This is a genomic window from Inquilinus ginsengisoli (assembly GCF_031453975.1).
In the GTDB taxonomy this organism is placed as follows: Bacteria; Pseudomonadota; Alphaproteobacteria; order DSM-16000; family Inquilinaceae; genus Inquilinus; species Inquilinus ginsengisoli_A.
The window spans coordinates 85,625-107,934 of sequence record NZ_JAVDPW010000015.1; the positions used below are offsets into that span (position 1 = coordinate 85,625).

Genomic DNA, 22,310 nt, shown 5'->3' on the forward strand with positions numbered 1-22,310 from the left:
GTAGGGGGAGGGGGTTGCCGATGCGGGACTCCGGCGTTGCCGGTTTTAAATTGCTCTCGAGGTCGGACCATCCGAACGGTTCTCGCGGGCCCGAACCCCCTCCCCCTAGCCCCCTCCCGCGAGGGGAGGGGGGACAAGGAGGGCTATTCCGCTGGCCGCAGCTTGGCGACCTCGGCGTCGCTCGGCAGGTAGGCGGCGCCGTCGCGGTACTGGAAGTCGGTCATCACGCCCTTGCCGTCCTCGACCGCGGTCTTGCCGACGAAGGCGCCCAGGGTCGACTGGTGGTCGGATTTGCGGAAGGTGATCGGGCCGAACGGGCTGTCCAGGCCGATGCCCTCGGCCGCCGCGATCAGCTTGTCGGTGTCGGTCGACCCGGCCTTGGCCAGGATCGCCGCCGCCGCCTTCATCGTGGTGTAGCCGACGATCGAGCCCAGGCGCGGATAGTCGTTGTACTTGGCCTGGTACGCCTTCAGGAACGCGTCATGCTCCGGGGTGTGCAGCGCGTACCAGGGATAGCCGGTGACGATCCAGCCGGCCGGGGTCTCGTCCTTCAGCGGGTCGAGGTATTCCGGCTCGCCGGTCAGGAAGCTCACCACCGACCGGCCGTCGAACAGGCCGCGGGTGTTGCCCTCGCGCACGAACTTCACCAAATCGGCGCCGAAGGTGACGTTCAGGATGGCCTCGGGCTGGGCCGCGGCCAGGGCCTGGGTCACGGCGCCGGCGTCGATCTTGCCCTGCGGCGGCCACTGCTCGTTCACCCATTCGATGTCCGGGCGCTTGGCCGACAGCAGCTGCTTGAACACTGCCACGGCCGACTGGCCGTATTCGTAGTTCGGCGCCACCGTGGCCCAGCGCTTGGCCGGCAGCTTCGCTGCCTCCTCCGCCAGCATCGCCGCCTGCATGTAGTTCGACGGGCGCAGGCGGAAGGTGTAGCGGTTGCCGTTGGCCCAGGTAACGGCGTCGGTCAGCGGTTCGGCGGCCAGGAAGAAGACCTTCTTCTGCTTGGCGAAATCCGACACGGCGAGGCCGATGTTGGAGAAGAAGGTGCCGGCCAGCATGGTGACGCCTTCGCTCGACACCAGCTCATTGGCGGCGGTCACGGCGTCGGCTGGCTTGCCGCCATCGTCCTTGGAGACGACGACCAGCTTCTGCCCGTTCACGCCGCCGGCGGCGTTGATCTCCTCGATCGCCAGCTGCCAGCCCTTGCGGTAGGGCTCGGTGAAGGCCGGCAAGGCCGAATAGCTGTTGATCTCGCCGATCTTGATCTCCTGCGCCCCGGCGGCGGCCGGGGTGCCGAGGGCGGCGATCAGCGCCAGCGCCGCCGCCACGTGAAACCTTGCCTTCATCCCTGTCTCCTTCGTGTCCCTGTCGGTTGGGCTGCCTTGTGGTTTGCCCGATTCAGCGCAGGCCGTCTTCGCCCTTGATCTCGCTCGTCTTCAGGCCGCCGACCCGGGGCAGGGGGCGGCCGCTGTCGGTGACCGCCACCGCGACCACGATCTCGCCGGCGCGCGGCGCATCGGCGATGCGCACCTCCATGCCGTCGAAATGGCTGCGGACATAGGCCGCGTCCTTGTGGCCCAGCGGGATGTCCAGCGCCACGCCGGGACCGCCGCGTTTCTTCGAGGACGGGATCAGCGCCGCACCCTTGCCCAGCACCTTGCGGACAGGGGTGCCCAGCTTCGGGTGCAGGATGGCGGCGGCGTGCTCCAGCTCGCCATTCTCGCCCACCGCCGCGGCCTTGCCGTAGCTTTCGGCGCGGGATCCCTCGATGCCCAGCGCCGCCACGGCTTTCGCGGCCAGCAGCGCGCCCAGCTCCTCGCCGATCTCGAACAGCTCGGTCAGGTCGTCGACATAGCGGCCGGCGAAGGGATTCTCGATCACCGCCACCGCGGCGGCGCGGCGGGTCGGCGGGGTCACCGGCCGGCCCATCTCGGTCACCGTTTCCTCGACGACCGTCACGATTTTTCTGATCTTGGCGCTCATCGCAGCCCGTCCTCGCCCTTGATCTCGCTGGCCTTCAGCCCGCCGACGCGGGCGTGGATGCGGGCGCCGGTGGTCATCACCAGCACCAGCGCGATCTCGTCCGCCTTCGGCCCGTCGGGCACCCCGACCTCCATCGCGTCGAAATGGCTGCGGACATAGGAGGCGTCGATGTGGGTCACCGGCACGTCCAGCCGGGTGCCGGGGCCGCCGACCTTCTTGGCCGAGGCGACGATCGCCTTGGCGCCGCCCAGCGCCTCGCGCATGGCGTAGCCGCCGGGGACATGCCACAGCGCGCCGTGCTCCAGCTCGCCGGCGGCGCCGACGATGGCGCCCTTGCCGTAGCCCTGGATCGCCTTCGGGTCGCCGCCCAGCGCCGCGATCAGCCGCTGCGCCATGGCCAGGCCCAGCGGCTTCAGGTCGTCCATGAAGCCCGCGATCTCCTCGACATAGCGGCCGGCGAAGGGGTTGCGGATCACGGCGATGATCGCCCCCCGGCGCAGCGGCGTCGCGGCCGGCGGCCCGCCCTCGTGGAAGATCTCCTCGATGGTGACCAGGCGCTTGCGGATCTCGACCTCGGGCATGGATCAGGCTCCGTGTTTGCGGGGAAGTTTGATTTTGTCCTCCCTCCCCTCGCGGGAGGGGGGTAGGGGGAGGGGGTTCGTGACGTAAGAACGGTCCATCGTGATGGAGTCGGATTGCCGGACGGTTTCGGAATCATCCCGTCGGCGCTCTTCGATCGACAACCCCCTCCCCCTAGCCCCCTCCCGCGAGGGGAGGGGGGACTCGGTGGGGTGCGTTTCCGATCCCAGCCCGACCGTCCGGGTCTCGCCGGCCAGGTGCAGGGCGGCGGCGCGGATCAGGCCGCGGGCGACCAGGTCCTCGGCCACGGCCGCGCCGGCCTCAAGGGCGGCGTCGATCTCGGCGGGGTGCAGCGGGCCGACGCCGCGGGTCACCGGGCGGTCGCCCAGGTCGCTGTCGGGCTGCAGGTCGCGGGCCGGCTGACGCAGGATGGCGGGATGGCCGGGCAGGTCGACGGCATTGGCGATCACCGTGGCCGCGGCATCGGCATCGGCGGCACCGACCGCCAGCACCGTCACCGCATCGGCGATGCCGAGCGAAAAGCTGCGGCCGCGCCAGCCGCTGGTGGCGATGCCGTGCAGCGCATCCTCGGCCGCCAGCGCCGTGGTGCCGAACAGGCCGGGCTTATCGGGCCGGTCGACCAGGCCGATGGTGAAGTGTTCGCCCGGCGCCAAGTGCAGGGCGATGTCGCCGCCATTGTTGACATAGGCGCGGTCCAACGGTGCCGCCGCGACCATCGCCGCCAGCACGGCTTCGGCCACCGCACCGGCCACCGCGGCCATCGGGGTGATGAAGGTTTCGGCGGCGTAGGGGGCCACCGCGTCATGCATGCGGCGCGCGATCGGGCCCTGCAGCGGGGAGCGGCCGGGCCGGGCCGGCGCCCGCAGCGCCGGCAGCTCGTCGCACAGCTGGTCCAGCAGGCCGGTGAAGCGCCGCGCCGCCGCGGCGTAGGCGGCCTGCACCGCCGCTTCCGCCCCGGTCGCCTCGACGACCAGGTCGATCGGCCCGTCCTGCAGATGCAGGCGCCGCCCGTCGGACAGCAGCGCGATCTGCGGGATTCGGGCCATTGGCGGCCTCAGCCGTGCGACCGCTTCGCGCCCTGCGGCGCGAAGGGCCAGGGGTTGTCGCGATGGCCCGGCACCTGCCGTCGCGCCATGTCGACCCCGAGCGAGGAGATCGGGCGGACATGATCCATATGCCCCTCCAGCGCCTCATAGTCGGACAGGCGCAGGGTGAACTCGATCGGCGCCACCAGGGCCGGGGTGGGGACATAGCCGAAGGCGTTCTCCGGCACCCGGGTCACATCGACCATGAAGGTGATGCCGCCGCCCGGCCAGACATAGACCGGGGCGCCGCCGCAGGTGACATAGGTCAGCGCTTCCTTGACCGACCGGGTCAGCCGCACCGGGTTCTCGGTGACGCCGGACCGCAGCGACCCGCCGGCCCCACCCATGAACAGCACGGTGCACAGCGCCGGCTCGCAATTCTCCTCGATCCGCTCGATCGACTGCCGCAGCAGCGGCGGCAGCTCCTGCTGCACCGGCCGCAGCTCGTCGTCCAGCTTGTAATAGGCGAAATGCTCGCCGGTGGTGCTGACCATCAGCATGGTCAGGCCGGCCCGGGCCGTCTTGGGGTTGAACGGCCCCAGGATCGACAGCGGGTCGGAGATGTCGGTGCCGCCCCAGCCGGTGCCGGGCTGGGCCACCTGGAAATAGCGGCCGGGGGTGGAGCGCCGGCCCTTCATATTGATGCCGGTCTCGGCGATGCCCAGCAGCTTGCCGGCCTGGTGCTCCGACAGCACGCCGGTGATGTGGTCGTCGACCACCACCACCTCGTCGACCTTGCCCTGCCACTGCTTGGCGAACATGCCGATGGTGGCCGAGCCGCAGCCGACCCGCATCCGCTCTTCCGCCGCGCCGTTGACGATCGGCGGCCGGCCGGCCTGCACGATCACGGTGGCGCCGTCGTCGATGGTCAGCTCGACCGCGCGGCCGTTGCTCAGCTCCAGCAGCGTGTCGCAGGTGACGCGGCCTTCCTTCTTGCTGCCGCCGGTCAGGTGATGCACGCCGCCCAGCGACAGCATCTGCGACCCGTATTCGCCCGTGGTGACATGGCCGACCGGCTCGCCCTGCGCCCGCACCAAGCTGCGCTCCGGCCCCAGATGGCGGTCGGTGTCGATCTTCACCTTGACGCCGCAATAGCTGAAGATGCCCTCGGTCACCACGGTGACCATGTCGACGCCGTCGACCTCGGCCGAGACGATGAAGGGCGCCGGCTTGTAGTCGGGATAGGTGGTGCCGGCGCCGATCGCGGTGACGAAGGTTTCCGGCCCGCGCACCAGCTTGCCGTCCCAGTCGCTGGTGCGGGTGAACGGCACCACGCTGCCGCCCTGCGCCAGGGTGCGGTCCAGCACCACATGCGGGTCGACCCGGACCAGCGTGCCGTCATGGTTGGCATAGCGGTCGCAGGCCCCGGCGGCGCCGGGCTTGATGTAGCACATCACCGGGCAGGCATCGCAGCGGATGCGGCCGTCGGCAGTCTTGTCTGGGGCAGTCTTGTCCGGGGCGGTCGGCTGGGACATGTCAGTCTCGATTCTGCTGTGCGGCCGCGGCGGCGCGCCCGGCGCCGAAGGGCGCGGCGCGGCTGGTCGCCCATGGTCCGCTGGGCCGGAGCTGCCCTGTCCGGAGATGCATGAAGGGATCTCCCTGGCCTGATCCTGTTCCGAAGAGCCCGTCGTTACCCGGCCGGCATTTCATTCGTATACAAACGATCTTCATCCGCTCAAGCGGACCTGTCAAGGCGGGAACGGCGTCCTATGGGGGAGGTCGGAATGTTGGGTTCGCGGAATCGCGAACCCAACCTACGGCTGCGGCACCAGCGCGATGCGGGTCTCGGCCGCGTCTTCCACGGCTGTGCGGCTGTACAGCAGCGGCACCTGCTCGCCGCGGGCCCACAGGGGCGCGAGGTCGCGGTAATGCGGCGAGCGCGGGTCGCCGGACTGGCCGGGGGTGTTGATGCAGGTGCTGCGGTCCCAGTCGCCGACATCCATGACAATGCGGACCGAGGCGCCGTTGGTGACCTGGAAGCTGTCCGGGCGATAGGCGGCGTGCATGACGGTGGAGGCGCCGCCGCCCTTGGCCAGCGGGCCGACATCCAGCTCGGCCTTCCGGTCCGGCGCCACGGTGCTGGCCGGATGCCCGAAATAGCCGTGATGCAGGTCGCCCCAGCGCCAGGCGGCGGGATCCGGCCCCAGCCGCCGCGCCGCATCCGCCCAGGCCGCGGCCAGGGTCTCCAGCAGCAGCGCGTCGCGCACCGCAGCGGGGTCGGCGCCGAAGCGCCCGTCCGGTTCCTCCAGCGCCGCCAGGATGCCGGCGACGTCGCCCGGCGCCAGCAGTTTGCGGATGGCGGGGTCGGGCACCACCAGGGCGAACAGCGCCGGCTTCAGGTGCTTGGTCCACCACAGCTCGAACAGAGCGGCGGCAGCGGAATCCGCCTCCAGCCGCGCGTCCCAGCCGCGCAGCAGGGCCAGGGCCGCGTCCCCCGACTCCAGCGGCGCCAGCAGCCGCAGCATCCGCCGCGCCGGCACCGACAGGGTGTCGGCCTGCAGGTCCTGCGCATCCGCCAGGCTGTGACGGTCCTGCCCGCCCAGCACCTCGCGGATGCGCACGGCGCGGCTGGCCTCCAGCCATTCGAAGCCGACCGGGCGCTGGTCATGCGGCCAGTCGGCCGGCAGGTTCAGCTCGTTGGCGGTGGCGACGAAGCCCTCGGGCGGGTCGATCCGCACCGGCATCAGCGCCGGGTCCATCATGCCGTCCCATTCATGGCTGCCGTCGCCCGGCACCGGCGCCAGGCCGTGCCAGTTCGGCCGCCGCGGCACATGGCCGGCCGGCAGCCAGGCGATGGTGCCCGAAATGTCGGCATAGACCTGGTTGACCGACGGCGTGCCCCAGCGCCGCATCGCCGCGCGGAAGCCGTCGATGTCCTGGGCGCGCATGCCGCTCAGGCTGGCGAGATAGGCGGCCGATCCGGGCTCGAACCACACCGACCGCACCGCCACGGCGCTGCGCCTGTTGGTATCGGCATGGACCACCGGCCCGTGCCGGGTGAAGCGCAGGGTCCGCGCCTGCTCCGCCGCACCCTTGACGGCAAAGCGTTCCTCGACCGCCCGCATCCGCTCCCAGCCCGCACCGTAGCGGTAGGAGTCGGGATCGTCCGGCCGGGTCTCGTAGAGATACACATCCTCCTGGTCGGCGCCGAAGATGGTCAGGCTGAAGGCGGCGGTGCCGTTGTGCCCCATCATGATGCCGGGCACGCAGGGTTCGCCGGCGCCGATCGCGTCGAAGCCCGGCGCGGTCAGGTGGACGAGGTAGCGCAGCGACGGCACGGCATGGGCACGGTGCGGGTCGGTGGCCAGCACCGGCCGGCCGGTGCTGGTGCGGCTGCCATGCACGGCCCAGTTGTTCGACCCGTCGGAGGATCCTTCCGCTTCGGGTGCCCGGAGCACCTCGCCCAGATCGGTGACCTCGCGCCACCGCCCGGCCTCATCCAGCGTCGCCGCCAGCCGTTCGGGCGGGAAGGTCACCGGCGCCATGGCCAGCCGGAACAGCTGCAGCGCGTCCGGCGGCACCGCCACGGGGTCGAAGCCGGGCACCGGCCCGACCGCCACCGGCGGCTCGATCGATTTGCGCAGCCGGTCGGTCGCGGCGTCGGCGCCGGCCAGCACATGGGCGCGGGCCAGCTCCGACAGCGCGTTGCGGGTCAGGCCGTGGCTGCGGATGCGGACGACATCCTCCGCCCGCCAGCGCGCCGGCTTTGTGCCGAAGATCCGGAACTCCTCCGGCAGCCGGTCCGGCTCGCGTTCGGTCAGGGCGACATAGGCGTTGATGCCGGCGGCGAAGCGGGTGCAGATCGCCTCCGCATCCTCGGCATAGGCGGCCCATTCCGCGACCATGTCGCCGCGGTAGAGGAAATGCCGGCAGGCGATGTCCTGGGCGAGGTAGCCGGGGCCGAAATCCGCCGCCAGCAGGCCCAGGCCGCGCTTGCGCCACAGGTCGATCTGCCACAGCCGGTCGCGGGCGGCGTTGAAGCCCTGCAGGAAGAACAGGTCGTCCAGGCTGGCCGCGGTCAGGTGCGGGATGCCCCAGCGGTCGACCAGGATTTCGGCCGGGGCGGCGAGGCCCGGGACGGTGATCGGATCAGTCATTCGTCCCGGGCTCCCCTCGACTACTCAGCGGCTTCCAGCAGCTTGCGGCCGGGCCAGGTGGCGGCTGCGGCCCGGCGGTACTGCGGCGGCAGGGTCAGCTCGGCGCCCAGCGCCTCGGCGGCATGCCAGCCCCAGCGCGGATCGTCCAGCACGGCGCGGGCCAGCGCTACCTGGTCGGCGTCGCCGCGGGCAATGATGTCCTCGGCCTGCTGCGCGTCGACGATCAGCCCGACCGCGCGGGTCACCAGGCCGCTCTTCTGCCGGATTTCGCGTGCGAACGGCACCTGGTAGCCGGGAGCGACCGGGATGCGGGCATGCGAGGCATTGCCGCCCGACGAGGCGCAGATGAAGTCGAAACCAAGGGCCTTCAACTCGACCGCCAGCACCGCGGCATCCCCGACCTCGAAGCCGCCCTCGACCCATTCCGAGGCGCTGACGCGGACGCCCAGAGCGATGCCTGCGGGGACCGCATCGCGAACCGCACGCGCCACCGCCAGCGGGAAGGCGCGTCGGCGTTCGGCATCGCCGCCCCAGCGATCATCACGCCGGTTCGACAGCGGCGACAGGAAGCTGTGCAGCAGATAGCCATGCGCCATGTGCAGCTCGATGGCGTCGAAGCCCAGCCGCACGGCGCGGCGGGCGGCGGCGACGAAGGCGGCGGTGACCCGCTCCAGCCCGGCCTCGTCCAGCGCCTCCGGCGTGTGCCAGCCTTCGCTGAAGGGCAGGGCGGAGGGGCCGACGGTCGGCCAGGGATCCTCGGCGGGGCCCAGGGCGCGGCCGCCCTCCCAGGGGCGCTGCGACGACGCCTTGCGCCCGGCATGGCCGAGCTGGATGCCGAAGCGGGTGCCGGGCAGGGCGACGCCGCGGGCGGCGGCCAGGCCGCGGGCGATGGCGCGTTCGTTGGCATCGGAATAGAGGCCGAGGCAGCCATGGGTGATGCGGCCCCGGCGCTCGACGCCGGTCGCCTCCAACACCACCAGCGCGGCGCCGGACATGGCGAGAGTCATCCAATGCTGCAGGTGCCAGTCGGTGGCGCTGCCGTCATCGGCGGAATACTGGCACATCGGCGCCACCACGATCCGGTTGGGCAGCGGCACCGGGCCGAGGGCGAGCGGGGAGAACAGCGCGGAGGCGGTCATGAGGGGCGCTCGATCGGTTGCGGACGGGATGCGGTGACCTTCGGCGGCGTCACCGGATGATATGTCAGATCTTTATGTCCGCACCTGTTACGGATGCAATGCAGGTCCGACCGGACCGCTCAGTTGGGCATTGCCTGCAAGGCCGGGCCCTGCGGGCCGAAGGCGCGCAGGAAGGTGCGCACGGCGTTGGCGACGCCGACGTCGATCTCGGCATCCGCCGGCTTGGTCCCGAGCATGTGGGAGATGTGGAAATCGGCATGGATCAGGGCCAGGAACTGGCGCGCCGCCAGGTCCGGGTCCTCGACCTGCAGGTGGCCGGCATGGGCCAGCTTGGCGAAGCGGGCGGCGAGCGCGGCCCAGGCGGTGCCCGGCCCGTGCTCGCGCCAGGCCGTGAACAGCGCCGGATAGCGCTCGCCTTCGCCCTGGATCAGCTTGCGCAATGCCGCGCCGTCGCGGTTGTACAGGCAGTCGCGCACCATCCGCCCGGCGAAGGCGGTCAGCTCCGCCCCGAGCTCCCGGGGCTGGTCGGGAAAGGTGGTGAGGGTGGCGAACAGGCCGGCGTTGCAGCGCTCGGTCATCTCCCGCACCACGGCGACGAACAGCGCTTCCTTGTCGCCGTGATGGTTGTAGACGGTCTGGCGCGACACTCCGGCCTCGGACGCGATCACGTCGATGCTGGCGCCGGTGAAGCCGTCGCGGCAGAACACCATGGCCGCCGCGTCCAGCACCGAATTGTGCTTGGCGTACTGGCCGCGCCGGGGGGACGCCGGCCGCTCGATGTCATCCGCGATCCGCATGTCCCCAAGATAGGGGGTCTTGACGAATTGGACAATACTGTCCAATCTTTTGGACAGAGAGTCGCAACGGCCGCTCGCAGAGGCGGCTTGCGCTCCCCATATGGTCATCCTCCCGCCCGGGAAGAAGCTCCCTCCGCCGGCAACCCGATTTCCGGAAGCGTCCGCCATGCCCTCCAAGTTGCTTCGCAACGCGATCGTCCTCGGCCTGCTGACGGCCATGGGCCCGTTCGCGATCGACATGTACCTGCCGGCGCTGCCCGAGATCGGGCGCAGCCTGTCGGCCGACACCAGCATGGTGCAGGCCAGCCTGATGGCGTTCTTCATCTCGCTCGGCGCCGGCCAGCTGATCTACGGGCCGCTGTCCGACATGCTCGGCCGCAAGCTGCCGCTGTATTTCGGCCTGGCCGTGTTCCTGGTTGGCAGCATCGGCTGCGCCTTCGCGCCGGACATCGACACGCTGATCGCCTTCCGCTTCCTGCAGGGCCTGGGCGCCTGCGCCGGCATGGTGATCCCGCGCGCCGTGGTGCGCGACCTGCACACCGGTACCGAGGCGGCGCGGCTGATGTCGCTGCTGATGCTGGTGTTCAGCGTGTCGCCGATCCTGGCGCCGCTGGCCGGCAGCTTCGTGATCGAGGCGGCGGGCTGGCGCGGCGTGTTCTGGGTGGTGACCGTGCTGGCGGCGCTCGGCATCCTGCTGATGGCGCTGTTCCTGGGCGAGACCCGGCCGCGCGAGCACCGGGTGGACAGCAGCATCGGCGGCGCGCTGTCGGCCTACGGCGCCCTGCTGACCGATTGGAAGTTCCTCGGCCTGACCTTCATCGGCGCCTTCGGCATCGCCAGCTTCTTCGCCTACCTCGCCAACTCCTCCTTCGTGCTGATCGAGCATTACGGCCTGTCGCCGCGGCTCTACAGCGTGTTCTTCTCGATCAACGCGGTGTCGTTCATCGGCGTGTCGCAGACCACCGGCTGGCTGGCCTCGCGCTTCGGCCTCGACCGCATCGTCCGGGTCGCGGTCAGCGGCTATGCCTTCGCCATGGCGGTGCTGCTGATCGTCACCCTTGCCGGGGTCGACCGGCTGGACGTGCTGGCCGCGCTGCTGTTCGTCGGCTACGGCTTCCTCGGCCTGGTGATCCCGACCACCGCGGTGCTGTCGATGGAGGAGCACGGCGCCATCGCCGGCACCGCCTCGGCCCTGATGGGCACGCTGCAATTCGTCACCGGCGCCCTGGTCATCGCCGCGGTCGGCCCGTTCTTCGACGGCACCTCGCTGCCGATGGTGGTGGGCATCGCCGGCTGCGCCGTCATCGCCTTCGTCCTGACCCAGATGACCCTGGGCCGGAGTCGCCCGGTCGAAGTCCCGGCGGAGTAACCGGCTTCTGCACCTGCGCCCCGGCTTCGAGCCGGGGCGCAGCCGCGTCAGGCGTTGGTGCCGCCGTCGACCGCGATCGACGCACCGGTGATCCAGCGCCCGCCCTCGCCGGCGAGATGGGCGACCATGGCGGCGATGTCGGACGACTCGCCGTAATGGCCCAGCGCGATGCCCTGGCGCTGGCTCTCGGCGCCGGGGCCGTCGGCCGGGTTCATGTCGGTGTCGGTCGGCCCCGGATGGATCACATTGGCGGTGATGCCACGCGGGCCCAGGTCGCGCGCCAGGCCGCGGGTCAGGCCGGTCACCGCCGCCTTGGTCATGATGTAGAGCGTCATGTTCGCCTCGCCGGCATAGTCGGCGAGGCAGGAGCCGATCGAGATGATCCGCCCGCCCTTGCCCAGGTGCCGCGCCGCCGCCTGCGACGCCAGGAAGACCGACCGGACATGGATCGCCAGGGTGCGGTCCAGCTCCGCCTCGCTGACCTCCTCGATCGGGCCATAGGGGAAGACGCCGGCATTGTTGACCAGGATGTCGATGCGGCCGAACTCCGCCACCGTCCGCTCCACCGCCGCCTGCACCGCCTTGCCGTCGCTGGCGTCGGCCGCGATCGCCAGGGCGCGCCGGCCCCCTGCCTCGATCCGCCCGGCCACGGCCTGCGCCTTGTCGGGCGAGGCGCTGTAGGTCAGCACCACATCGGCGCCGTCCTGGGCCAGCCGCTCCGCGATCGCGGCGCCCATGCCGCGGCTGCCGCCGGTGACCAGGGCGACCTTTCCGCCAAGTCCGGACATCGGGGATCTCCATTTATGTGTTGAATGATACATAAATCGATAACCCGCTTGCCGCCGGCTGTCCAGCCAATTATGTATTGGTTGACACAGAAAGGAACCGACGATGGCCGAACGGGGCCGTCCCCGCCGCTTCGATCGGACCGCCGCCCTGCGCCGGGCGATGGAGGTGTTCTGGGCGCGCGGCTATGAGGGCACGGCAATGACCGACCTGACCGCGGCGATGGGCATCGCTTCGCCCAGCCTCTACGCCGCCTTCGGGTGCAAGGAGGCGCTGTTCCGCGAGGCGCTCGAGCTGTACGAGGCCGGCGAGGGCGGGGTGGCGGCGCGGGCGCTGGAGACCGAGCCGACGGCGCGCCGGGCGGTCGAGGCGATGCTGCGCGACAACGCCACCGCCTACACGGCACCGGGCAAGCCGCCGGGCTGCATGATCGTGCTGGCCTCGGCCGTCGGCGTCCCGGCCAGCCCGGAGATCCGCGACTATCTCCAGGAATCCGGGCGGCAATCGGTGGTGCGGCTGAAGGCGCGGCTAGACCGCGGCATCGCCGAGGGCGACGTGCCGGCCGGGGCCGACACCCTGGCCGTCGCCAATTTCTACGCCACCGTGCTGAACGGCCTGACCATCCAGGCCCGCAACGGCGCCGATTGCCCGGCGCTGCACGCCGTGGTCGACAGCGCCATGGCCGGCTGGACCGCGCTGGTGACGCCGCGGGGGTAGGGGCGCGCGGCTTCTTTCAATCGCGATTGGGAGAAGGCGAAGCCGACGAAGCAATCCATGGCGCCGCCTGGCATGGATTGCTTCGCTGCGCTCGCAATGACGGAGATAGGACGCGCATCCCCGGTTGACAGCATATCGACATTATGTCGACAATTTGTATCTAACAAATCTCCGGACAGGGGCGGCATGGCGCGAAACGGAACGACGGGGCGTGGCCCCGCCGGCACTGCGGGCAAGCCGCGCGGCGTCGGCGCCGTCGTGTCCTCCGCCCATCTCGCCGCGGGTGCGTCCCCGGCGCTGTCCGAGCTGGAATTCGGGCTGATCCTGGCGTCCCACGCCTTCTCGCGCTGGCTGGTGCGCTGCATGGCGGCGGCCGGAGTGCCCGGCCTGTCCGCGATCGAGGTCATGATCCTGCATTCGGTGCGGCATCGCGACCGGGCCAAGACCCTGGCCGATCTCTGCCTCGTGCTCGACATCCAGGACACCCATGTCGCCACCTACGCCATCCGCAAGCTGGCGGCCGCCGGGCTGGTCGCCACCGGCCGCGCCGGCAAGGAGAAGCTGATCCGGATCACCGAGGCCGGCCGCGCCGCCTGCGACCGCTACGCCGAGATCCGCGAGCGGCTGCTGGTGAACGCGACCGTCTCGACCGGCCCGGCGGAGGAGCTGCTGTCGCAGATGGGAGCCCAGCTGCGCGCCCTGTCCGGCTATTACGAGCAGGCCGCGCGCGCGGCGACCACGCTGTGACCGGCCTGGCCGGGACCCTCGACGTGCCGCAGGCTAATGCTGGTGCCGACGGCGCCTTGTTGTCGGTGCGCGACCTCACCGTCAGCTTCGAGACCGGGCAGGGGCCGTTCACCGCGGTGCGGTCGCTCGGCTTCGACCTGGCGCCCGGCCGCACGCTGGCCATCGTCGGCGAATCGGGGTCGGGCAAGTCGGTGACCGCGCTGTCGATCATGCGGCTGGTCGAAAGCGTCAACGGCCGGATCGAAGGCGGGTCGATCCGGTTCCGGCCGGACGATGGCGTCCCGATCGACCTGGCGCGGGCCTCCGACGCCCGGCTGCGGCAGATCCGCGGCAACGACATCGCCATGATCTTCCAGGAGCCGATGACGTCGCTGAACCCGGTGTTCACCGTCGGCAACCAGATCGCCGAGGCGCTGATCCTGCACCAGGGCCTGAGCGTCCGCGAGGCGCGGCGGGCGGCGGAGGCGCTGCTGCGCCGGGTGCGGCTGCCGGACGCCGCGGCGATGCTGGACCGCTATCCGCACCAGCTGTCGGGCGGCATGCGCCAGCGGGTGATGATCGCCATGGCGCTGTGCTGCCGTCCGAAGCTGCTGATCGCCGACGAGCCGACCACGGCGCTGGATGTCACCATCCAGGCCCAGATCCTGACCCTGATCCGCGAGCTGCAGCAGGATCTCGGCATGTCCGTGCTGTTCATCACCCACGACATGGGGGTGGTGGCGGAGATGGCGGACGAGGTGCTGGTGATGTGGCAGGGGCGCAAGGTCGAGCAGGCCCCGGTGCGCGAGATCTTCCGGGCGCCGCAGCACCCCTACACCCGCGCCCTGCTGTCGGCGGTGCCGCGGCTGGGCAGCATGACCGGCGAAGCCCTGCCCCGGCGCGTGCCGCTGATCGTGATGGAGGGCGACGCCCCCCGCGGCGTCGGCGAGGCGCGGGTCCAGGACACCGCCGACTATGCGACGCCGCTGCTGTCGGTCGACCGGCTGTCGACCTGGTTCGATCTGAAGAAGAACCTGTTCGGCCGGCCCACCCATCGCTGCCACGCGGTGCAGCAGGTCAGCTTCGAGGTCTATCCCGGCGAGACGCTGGCGCTGGTCGGCGAATCCGGCAGCGGCAAGTCGACCATCGGCAAGACCCTGCAGCAGCTGGTGGCGCCGACCAGCGGGTCCATCCGCTTCGAAGGCCAGGACATCCTGGCGATGGGGGCGGCGGACCGGCGCCGGCTGCGCCAGAAGATCCAGTACGTGTTCCAGGACCCCTTCGCCGCGCTCGATCCGCGCAAACGGGTCGGGTTCTCGATCGCCGAGCCGATCGTCACCCATGGGCTGGCGACGGACCGCGCGGCGGTGACCCGGCGGGTGCACGAGCTGATGGAGCGGGTCGGGCTGCCGGCGGCGCGGGCCGGGCGCTACCCGCACGAGTTCTCCGGCGGCCAGCGCCAGCGCATCTGCATCGCCCGGGCGCTCGCCAGCGACCCCCGGCTGATCATCGCCGACGAATCGGTCTCGGCCCTCGACGTCTCGATCCAGGCCCAGATCGTCGACCTGCTGATGGAGCTGCAGGCGCAGCAGCGCCTGTCCTACCTGTTCATCACCCACGACATGGCGGTGGTGGAGAAGATCAGCCACCGCGTCGCAGTGCTGTATCTCGGCCAGATCGTCGAGATCGGGCCGCGCCGGGCGGTGTTCGAGACGCCGCGGCACCCCTACACCAAGCGGCTGCTGGCGGCGGTGCCGGTGGCCGACCCCGAACGGACGGCGCCGCGCGCGGTGCCGGAGGGCGAAATCCCCAGCTCGACCCGCGCGGTCGGCGACGAGCCGCCGGTCCTGCGGCTGCGGCCGGTCGGCCCGGACCATTTCGCGGCGATCGAAGCTTGAGCCGCAAACACAACAAGCAGACAGGGAAGGCGAACATGCGCAACGGATCCATCGGAAGACATGCCCTCGGATTGGCGCTCGCGGCGGCGCTGCTGCCGGCCGCGGCGTCCCAGGCCCAGGCGGCGGGAACGCTGACCGTCTCCCTGCGGCAGGACCCCGGCAGCTGGGACCCGATCGACACCTTCCTGGTGGCCTGGGGGTCGGTCGGCAGCCAGATCTTCGACGGGCTGGTGATGCGCGGGCCGGACCTCAAGCTGGTGCCCGGCCTGGCGACGAGCTGGGAGTTCCTGGACAATTCCAGCCGCATCCGCTTCCACCTACGCCAGGGCGTGACCTTCCAGAACGGCGAGGTCTTCGACGCGGCGGCGGTGAAGTTCACCTTCGACCGGCTGCTCGGGCCTGAGGGCGCCAAAGGGCCGCAGCAGTCGAACTACAACTCGATCGACCATGTCGCGGTGGTCGATGCCGCGACCGTCGACTTCGTGATGAAGCGGCCGGACCCGGTGCTGCTGACCAAGCTGGCCGGCTACGGCGCCATGATCGTGCCGCCGAAATACATCGCGGAGAAGGGTGACGACGTCTTCAACGCCAGCCCGATCGGCACCGGCCCATTCAAGGTCGTGGCCTATGAGCCGAAGGTCAGCCTGACCCTGGAGGCCAACCCCGCCTACTGGGGCGGCGCGCCGAAGCTCGACAAGCTGGTCTATCGCTTCATCACCGAATCCTCGACCCAGATCGCCGAGCTGCAGGCCGGCCGCATCGACATCGCCATGCGGGTCGAGGTCTCGCAGGTGCCGGTGGTCGAGCAGGATGCGAAGCTGCGGATCGAAAGCGTGCCGGGCCCGACCGTCTTCGCCATGCGCTTCAACACCAAATCCGGCCCGACGGCGCAGGAGGCGGTGCGCAAGGCCATCATCATGGCGGTCGACCGCGACACCATCGTCAAGACCGTGCTGGCCGGCCAGGCCGAGCCGATCGTCAGCTTCCAGAGCCGGCTGTCCTTCGGCTATCCCCCGGACCTCAAGCCGCTGCCCTTCGACCCGGCGGGGGCCAAGGCGCTGCTGGCCCAGGCGGGGGTGCGGCCGGGCACGCCGCTGCAGCTGGACTTCCCGGGCAACAACGCCACCCAGCGCGAGGTGCTGCAGGCGGTGGCCGGCTACCTCCAGATCGTCGGCTTCAAGGCCACGCTGAAGCCGTACGAGGTCAACGTCTTCCTCAACGACATCGTGCCGGGCGGCAAGACCGGGGACCTGTTCCAGGAAGGCTGGGGCGGCTGGACCTTCGACTACGACAACACCGCCTACCTGATGTACCACACCGGCGAGAAGTGGAATCCCTACGACAGCATCCCGGAGCTCGACGCGATGCTGGAGGCGCAGCGCAAGACCTACGACCCGGCCGAGCGCGAGAAGACGCTGCAGCAGGTCGCGGGCTACGTCGCCGACAAGGCGATGGAGCTGCCGCTCTACAACCTCAACACCATCTACGGCGTCAACCGCCGGGTGCAGAACGTGCAGCTGCCCTCCGACGAGCGCCTGCGCTTCGTCGACGCGACCGTCGAATGACCGGCGGGGCCGTTATTTCTCTAGTCCCCCCTCCCCTTGCGGGAGGGGGGCAGGGGGAGGGGGTTGTCGATGACAAGCACCCAAGCCAACCAATCCCTGACCGATCGATCGGTCAATTCTTATCCCTCGCCGGTTTCGGCGACGCGAACCCCCTCCCCCTAACCCCCTCCCGCGAGGGGAGGGGGGACTCAGGTCCATCGGGCTGGCCCATCCCTTCTCACGAAGGCCGCCGTCCATGATCGTCTTCATCGCCCGGCGGGTGGCGCTCGCCGTCTTCGTCGTGCTGGTGGTCACCCTGCTGGTGTCCTGGGCGATCCGGCTGACCGGCGACCCCGCCATCATGCTGGCCCAGGGCGCCGGCAGCGTCACCGAGGAGGACCTGCAGCGCATCCGCATCGCCCTCGGCCTCGACCGGCCGTTCCTGGTGCAGTATCTCGGCTTCCTCAAGGGCCTGGTGACCGGCGATTTCGGCCGCAGCTTCCTCGGCGGCACGCCGGTGTCGCTGCTGGTCGGCCGGGCCCTGCCGGCGACGCTGCTGCTGGCCTTCGTCTCGCTGGCGGCCTCGATCCTGGTGTCGATCCCGCTCGGCATCCACGCCGCCGTGCACAGGGGCAAAGCGGTGGACCAGCTGATCCGGATCCTGTCGCTGGTCGGGCTGTCCTTCCCCAATTTCTGGCTGGCGATCATGATGGTGCTGGTGTTCTCCATCGGCCTCGGCTGGCTGCCGCCGAGCGGGATGGAGGACGCGTCCAGCCTGGTGATGCCGGCCGCGACCATGGCGGTGATCCTGACCGCGACCAATGTCCGGCTGGTGCGCACCGCGATGCTGGAGACGCTGTCGGCGCAGTACATCATGGTGGCCCGCAGCAAGGGCCTGCGCGAACGGGTGGTGCTGTACAAGCATGCGCTGCGCAACTGCGCCATCCCGCTGATCACCTATATCGGGCTGCAATTCGGCGGGCTGGTCGGCGGCATCGTGGTGGTCGAACAGGTCTTCGCCTGGCCCGGCATGGGGTCGCTGGCCTTCGACGCCATCGCCGCCCGCGACTATCCGGTGCTGCAGGCGGTGATCACCGTGCTGGCGATCCTGATCGTCGTGATCAATCTCGCGGTCGACATCGCCTACGGGCTGGTCGACCCGCGCATCCGCGCCGGGGTGTCGTGATGGCGGTGATCGAGGACCGCCGCCCCTGGTCGCGGCGGCTGCGCAACCTGGAGTTCATCCTCGGCGCCGCGCTGACCGGGGTGATGGTGCTGGCGGTGCTGTGCGCCGGCCTCTTGTTCCCCGACGGCGGCGAGGGCTTCGACCTGACCGCCCGCCTGCTGCCGCCGTTCCACAGCTGGGCCCATCCCCTGGGCACCGACCCGGTCGGCCGCGACGTGCTGGCCCGGGTGGTGACGGGCGGCGGCATCTCGCTGACCGTCGGCTTCCTCTCGGTGGCCGGCGCGGTGGTGATCGGCACCATCGTCGGCCTCGTCGCCGGCTACTACCGCGGCGTCTGGGACCTGATCCTGATGCGCTGCGCCGACGTCCAGCTGGCGCTGCCCTTCATCCTGATCGCCATCACCTTCATCGCCATCCTCGGCAGCGGCCTGGGCAACCTGATCTTCTTCATGGTGATCTCGCAATGGGTGCAGTACGCCCGGGTCGTCCGGGGCTCGGTGCTGTCGCTGCGCGACCGCGAATTCGTGCAGGCGGCGACGGCGATCGGCGTGCGCGACCACCGCATCATCCTCGACCACCTGCTGCCCAATGTGCTGGGGCCGATCGTCATTCTGATGACGCTGAACGTGGCCAACAACATCCTGCTGGAAAGCAGCCTGACCTTCCTCGGCCTCGGCGTCGACCCGCTGATCCCCAGCTGGGGCGGCATGCTGGCCGACGGCCGCACCTATCTGCAGACCGCCTGGTGGATCAGCGTGTTCCCCGGGCTCGCCATCATGCTCACCGTGCTGGGCCTCAACCTGCTGGGCGACTGGCTGCGCGACGTGCTCGACCCGACCGGAAAGATCTGACCATGACCGTCCTGCTCGACCGTGCCGTGCCGCGGAGCCTCGATGCCATCGTCCGCGATCTCTCCCAGGATCACCGCGGCGCCCTGGTCGAGGCTTGGCTGTTCGAGGGCGAGGCGGCGCGCCGCGAGGCCGAGACCGCCCTGGCCGCTGCCGGCGTCTCGGCCCGGCTGCGCAGCGCCTACAAGCCGCTGCTGCATGCCTTCCTGGAGGAGATCGACACCTCGGGCCTGGCGGCGGTGACCATCCGCCACCCGGTGCATCCCGCGGCCGCGCCCCACCGCTTCACGCTGGAGGCCTATCCGCTGGCGCCGCTGCTGGAGGGCGTCGACCTGCGCTTCGAGCCTGGCGATGCCGAGCTGTCCTACCGCGCGACGCTGTCCTACCGCGACGGCCGCACCTTGGAGACAGCGATCTTCGCGCCCAACCACCTGGCGATGGACCATCTCGACACCGCCACGCTGTCGCCGACCGGCTGGCTGCGCGTCACCGGCCGGCCCGGCGGCCTGCCGGACCTCGACCAGCGCATCGAGACCGAGGTCGAGGCGCTGTTCCGGGCGGTGGTCGACATGGTCCGGGCCCATCCCTGGGGGGCGCAGGAGCCCTATTTCGAGCGCCTGTCGATCGTGGTCGAGACGCCGGCGCTCGAACGCGAACTGCCCTTCCATGAGGAGGCGGTCAGCCTGCACGAGGCGCTGCACGAGGACCTCTACTTCTCGCTGCTCGAGCTGTTCCAGCGCCAGTCCGGCCGCCCGGTCGGCGACCGCGGCCTGCAGCCCGGCCAGATCGTGCCGGAGATCCGGGCGGCGGCCGGGGAGCCGCGGGTGCGGGTCGAGGCCGTGCCCTTCGGCGATCTCGCCGATGAGGCCGGGGCCTGGGCGCCGCAGCCGCTGGACGGCGCGGCGGCGCCGATCTCGATCGAGCAGGCGCATCGCGAGCTGGCGGCGCTGGGCGGCGAGCCGATCCTGGCCCGGTCGCGCCAGGGGCGGGCGGTGCCGGGGATCATCCGCCCGGGGTCCCGCCCGGCGGTGCTGGTCACCGGCGGCCAGCACGCCAACGAGACCACCGGCCCGGTCGGCGCCCTGCGCGCCGCGCAGCGGCTGCTGCAGGAACCGGCGGTACATCTGGCGCTGATCCCGCTGGAGAATCCCGACGGCTACGCCCTGCATGAACGGCTGTGCCGGGACAATCCGCGGCACATGCACCATGCCGCGCGCTACACCGCGATGGGCGACGATCTGGAGTACCGCACCGGCGAGGGGCTGTACGAGCGCGCGGCGCGGCAGGAGGCGGTGGAGCGGACGGGTGCGCAACTGCACGTCAACCTGCACGGCTATCCCGCACATGAATGGACCCGGCCCTTCACCGGCTACCTGCCGCGTGGCTTCGCGATGTGGACCATCCCGAAGGGCTTCTTCCTGATCCTGCGCCACCATCCGGACTGGGCGGAGCCGGGCATGGCGCTGATCCAGGCGGTGACCCGCCGGCTGGCGCGGATCGCGCCGCTCTTGGAGCTGAACCGGATGCAGCTGGCCGCCTACGGCGCCCATGCCGGGGCGGGGCCGTTCACCGTGGTCAACGGCATCCCCTGCATGATCGGGCCGGACGAGCGCAGCCGGGTGCCGTTGACCCTGATCACCGAATACCCCGACGAAACCATCTACGGCGACCGCTTCGCCCTCGGCCACACCGTGCAGATGGAGACGGTGCTGGCGGCGGTGGAGCACCATGCGGGGCTCATCGCCTGAGGCAAGTTGCATGGCCTCTCCCGCCCCCTCAATCGTCATTGCGAGGAGGCGAAGCCGACGAAGCAATCCATGGCGCCGCCTGGCATGGATTGCTTCGCTGCGCTCGCAATGACGATGGGGGAAGAGGCCGCGCCAGGAGGCAGGCCTCAGCTCCGGCTGATCGACACCCCGCCATCGACCAGCAGCGCCGTCCCGGTGGTGAAGCTGGAGGCGTCGGAGGCGAGGTACAGCACCGACCGCGCCATCTCCTCCGGGCTGGCGATGCGCTTCATCGGGTAGAGGCCCTTGATGAAGTCGCGCGCCTCCTGCGTGCCTGCGAAGACCTCGTACATCGGGGTCTCGGTCGCGCCCGGCAGCAGCGCGTTGACGCGGATGCCCTGGGCGCCGAATTCCACCGCCAGCGCCTGGGTCAGGCCGATCAGCCCGGACTTGCTGGCGGCATAGGCGGCCACGCCGGGAAAGCCCACGGTGTGGCCGACGAAGCTGGAGGTGAAGATCACCGACCCGCCGCCGCGCCGCAGCATCGCCGGGATCTGGTGGCGGACGGCCAGGAAGGCGCTGGTCAGGTTGGTCTCGACCGTCTCGCGCCATGCCTCCGGCGTCACCTCCGGGGTCGGCGCCATCGGCCCGACCATCCCGGCGTTGTTGAAGGCGATGTCGAGGCCGCCGAAGCGGGTCTCGGCCGTCTCCACCAGCCCCTGGGCGAAGCCTTCGTCGGTGACGTCCCCGGCCAGGGCGACCGCCTGGCCGCCGGCCGCGGCGATCTCCCCGACCAGGGTGTCAAGCGGTTCGCGGCGGCGGGCGCCGAGCACCAGGCTGGCGCCCTCGCGGGCGAACAGCAGCGCGGTGGCGCGCCCGATGCCGGAGCTGGCCCCGGCGATGATGGCGATCTTCCCGGCCAATGCGGTCATGTCGCGGTCCCTTCATGATACGATTCCATGCCGTCCTGCGGCATCGGTCGGGATGGAGACTGAAGGGGTTTCGCGGCGGCGGAACCTCGGTCCTTGCCGCGCAATCCGGGTCGGCAGGGCTGCTCCTTGGTAGTGAGCTTCCCTCCCAAGGGATGGTGTTCTGGCCTGCAACTGGTTGCAGATTGCTATCATCCGCCGGATTTGGCAGGATGGTCCCAACCAGACCCTGTGGAGGAGCGACGCCATGAAGCTGTACCTCACCCCAAACGCGTGCAGCCTTGCCGACCACATCGCGCTGCATGAGGCCGGCTTTGACTTCGACCGCATCCGCGTCGACATCCCGACCCGGCGGACCGAGAGCGGCGACGACTTCACCCAGATCAACCCCAAGGGCTATGTCCCGGCCCTGGTGCTCGACGACGGCGCGGTGCTGACCGAGAACGTGGCGATCCTGAGCTGGATCGCGGACCGTGCGCCGCAGCTGGCGCCGGGCGGCGAGCTGGGCCGCATCCGGCTGGTCGAGACCCTCGCCTTCATCGGCAGCGAGCTGCACAAGCTGCTGATCCGGTCGATCTTTCCGACCAGCGACGCCGAGAAGGCGGCAGTCGACGAGGTGATCGCGCTGCGGCTCGGCGTCATCGCCGGCCAGATGCAGGGCGACTACCTGTTCGGCGACCAGGCCGGCGTCGCCGACGCCTATCTCTACGTGATGCTGCGCTGGGCCGGGGCGCTGGGGCTGCCGGTGCCGGAGCCGCTGCCGGCCTTCGTCGAACGGATGGCGGCGCGGCCGGCGGTGCAGCAGGCGCTGCGCCATGAGGGCCTGGCCTGACCGGATCCGAAGCGCTTACGCCACACAAGGAGGACGCTGCGGTCCGT

The 22,310-nt window shown here is 70.7% G+C and carries 19 protein-coding genes; 9 read left to right on the forward strand and 10 right to left on the reverse strand.

Features of this window, described 5'->3' with window-relative positions:
• Window positions 1-143: 143 nt before the first annotated feature.
• The 8 genes from E9232_RS32575 to E9232_RS32610 form a co-directional block, all read right to left on the reverse strand.
• Window positions 144-1,346: an ABC transporter substrate-binding protein gene (locus E9232_RS32575; RefSeq protein WP_309801427.1), complete on the reverse strand. Its 1,203-nt coding sequence runs from the start codon at window positions 1,344-1,346 to the stop codon at window positions 144-146.
• 52 nt (window positions 1,347-1,398) lie between these two features.
• Window positions 1,399-1,983, reverse strand: coding sequence for an amino acid synthesis family protein (locus E9232_RS32580; protein ID WP_309801428.1), 585 nt, complete (start codon window positions 1,981-1,983; stop codon window positions 1,399-1,401).
• Entirely contained in the window at window positions 1,980-2,564 is a 585-nt protein-coding gene (locus E9232_RS32585) for an amino acid synthesis family protein (RefSeq protein WP_309801429.1), read from the reverse strand. Before E9232_RS32585 ends, E9232_RS32580 begins: the two co-directional genes overlap by 4 nt.
• A gap of 3 nt (window positions 2,565-2,567) precedes the next feature.
• A complete protein-coding gene (locus E9232_RS32590; protein WP_309801430.1) occupies window positions 2,568-3,629 on the reverse strand; it encodes a UPF0280 family protein in 1,062 nt (353 codons plus the stop codon).
• A gap of 8 nt (window positions 3,630-3,637) precedes the next feature.
• Window positions 3,638-5,143: a 6-hydroxynicotinate reductase gene (locus E9232_RS32595; RefSeq protein WP_309801431.1), complete on the reverse strand. Its 1,506-nt coding sequence runs from the start codon at window positions 5,141-5,143 to the stop codon at window positions 3,638-3,640.
• 279 nt (window positions 5,144-5,422) lie between these two features.
• Window positions 5,423-7,765, reverse strand: a complete 2,343-nt coding sequence (locus E9232_RS32600; protein ID WP_309801432.1) for a penicillin acylase family protein — start codon at window positions 7,763-7,765, stop codon at window positions 5,423-5,425.
• Window positions 7,766-7,785: 20 nt separating this feature from the next.
• A complete protein-coding gene (locus tag E9232_RS32605; protein WP_309801433.1) occupies window positions 7,786-8,904 on the reverse strand; it encodes an NADH:flavin oxidoreductase/NADH oxidase in 1,119 nt (372 codons plus the stop codon).
• A 119-nt stretch (window positions 8,905-9,023) separates the two neighbouring features.
• Window positions 9,024-9,701 carry a TetR/AcrR family transcriptional regulator C-terminal domain-containing protein gene (locus E9232_RS32610; RefSeq protein ID WP_309801434.1) on the reverse strand — a complete coding sequence of 226 codons (678 nt, stop codon included), beginning with the start codon at window positions 9,699-9,701 and terminating at the stop codon, window positions 9,024-9,026.
• Window positions 9,702-9,867: 166 nt separating this feature from the next.
• Here E9232_RS32610 and E9232_RS32615 point away from each other — a divergent pair, with 166 nt between their 5' ends.
• Entirely contained in the window at window positions 9,868-11,070 is a 1,203-nt protein-coding gene (locus E9232_RS32615) for a multidrug effflux MFS transporter (RefSeq protein ID WP_309801435.1), read from the forward strand.
• Window positions 11,071-11,117: 47 nt separating this feature from the next.
• On the opposite strand, the gene E9232_RS32620 is transcribed toward E9232_RS32615, so the two are convergent.
• Window positions 11,118-11,858 (reverse strand): SDR family NAD(P)-dependent oxidoreductase, encoded by a 741-nt coding sequence (locus E9232_RS32620; RefSeq protein ID WP_309801436.1) that lies wholly within the window; start codon window positions 11,856-11,858, stop codon window positions 11,118-11,120.
• A gap of 103 nt (window positions 11,859-11,961) precedes the next feature.
• Between E9232_RS32620 and E9232_RS32625 the strand changes: the two genes are divergently transcribed.
• The 7 genes from E9232_RS32625 (at window position 11,962) to E9232_RS32655 (ending at window position 20,523) form a co-directional block, all read left to right on the forward strand.
• Window positions 11,962-12,573, forward strand: a complete 612-nt coding sequence (locus E9232_RS32625; RefSeq protein ID WP_309801437.1) for a TetR/AcrR family transcriptional regulator — start codon at window positions 11,962-11,964, stop codon at window positions 12,571-12,573.
• A 186-nt stretch (window positions 12,574-12,759) separates the two neighbouring features.
• Window positions 12,760-13,320 (forward strand): winged helix DNA-binding protein, encoded by a 561-nt coding sequence (locus E9232_RS32630; protein ID WP_309801438.1) that lies wholly within the window; start codon window positions 12,760-12,762, stop codon window positions 13,318-13,320.
• Window positions 13,317-15,197: an ABC transporter ATP-binding protein gene (locus tag E9232_RS32635; RefSeq protein WP_309801439.1), complete on the forward strand. Its 1,881-nt coding sequence runs from the start codon at window positions 13,317-13,319 to the stop codon at window positions 15,195-15,197. Before E9232_RS32630 ends, E9232_RS32635 begins: the two co-directional genes overlap by 4 nt.
• Window positions 15,198-15,232: 35 nt before the next feature.
• Window positions 15,233-16,762, forward strand: a complete 1,530-nt coding sequence (locus tag E9232_RS32640) for an ABC transporter substrate-binding protein (RefSeq protein WP_309801440.1) — start codon at window positions 15,233-15,235, stop codon at window positions 16,760-16,762.
• Between the two features lie 235 nt (window positions 16,763-16,997).
• Complete coding sequence (locus E9232_RS32645; RefSeq protein ID WP_309801441.1) at window positions 16,998-17,927, forward strand: ABC transporter permease; 930 nt, start codon at window positions 16,998-17,000, stop codon at window positions 17,925-17,927.
• Window positions 17,927-18,778, forward strand: a complete 852-nt coding sequence (locus E9232_RS32650; RefSeq protein ID WP_309801442.1) for an ABC transporter permease — start codon at window positions 17,927-17,929, stop codon at window positions 18,776-18,778. Before E9232_RS32645 ends, E9232_RS32650 begins: the two co-directional genes overlap by 1 nt.
• A 2-nt stretch (window positions 18,779-18,780) precedes the next feature.
• On the forward strand, window positions 18,781-20,523 hold the full coding sequence (locus E9232_RS32655; protein WP_309801443.1) for a M14 family zinc carboxypeptidase: 1,743 nt from the start codon (window positions 18,781-18,783) through the stop codon (window positions 20,521-20,523).
• A 146-nt stretch (window positions 20,524-20,669) separates the two neighbouring features.
• On the opposite strand, the gene E9232_RS32660 is transcribed toward E9232_RS32655, so the two are convergent.
• Window positions 20,670-21,434: an SDR family oxidoreductase gene (locus E9232_RS32660; protein ID WP_309801444.1), complete on the reverse strand. Its 765-nt coding sequence runs from the start codon at window positions 21,432-21,434 to the stop codon at window positions 20,670-20,672.
• Window positions 21,435-21,678: 244 nt separating this feature from the next.
• Here E9232_RS32660 and E9232_RS32665 point away from each other — a divergent pair, with 244 nt between their 5' ends.
• Entirely contained in the window at window positions 21,679-22,263 is a 585-nt protein-coding gene (locus E9232_RS32665) for a glutathione binding-like protein (protein WP_309801445.1), read from the forward strand.
• Window positions 22,264-22,310 lie beyond the last annotated feature (47 nt).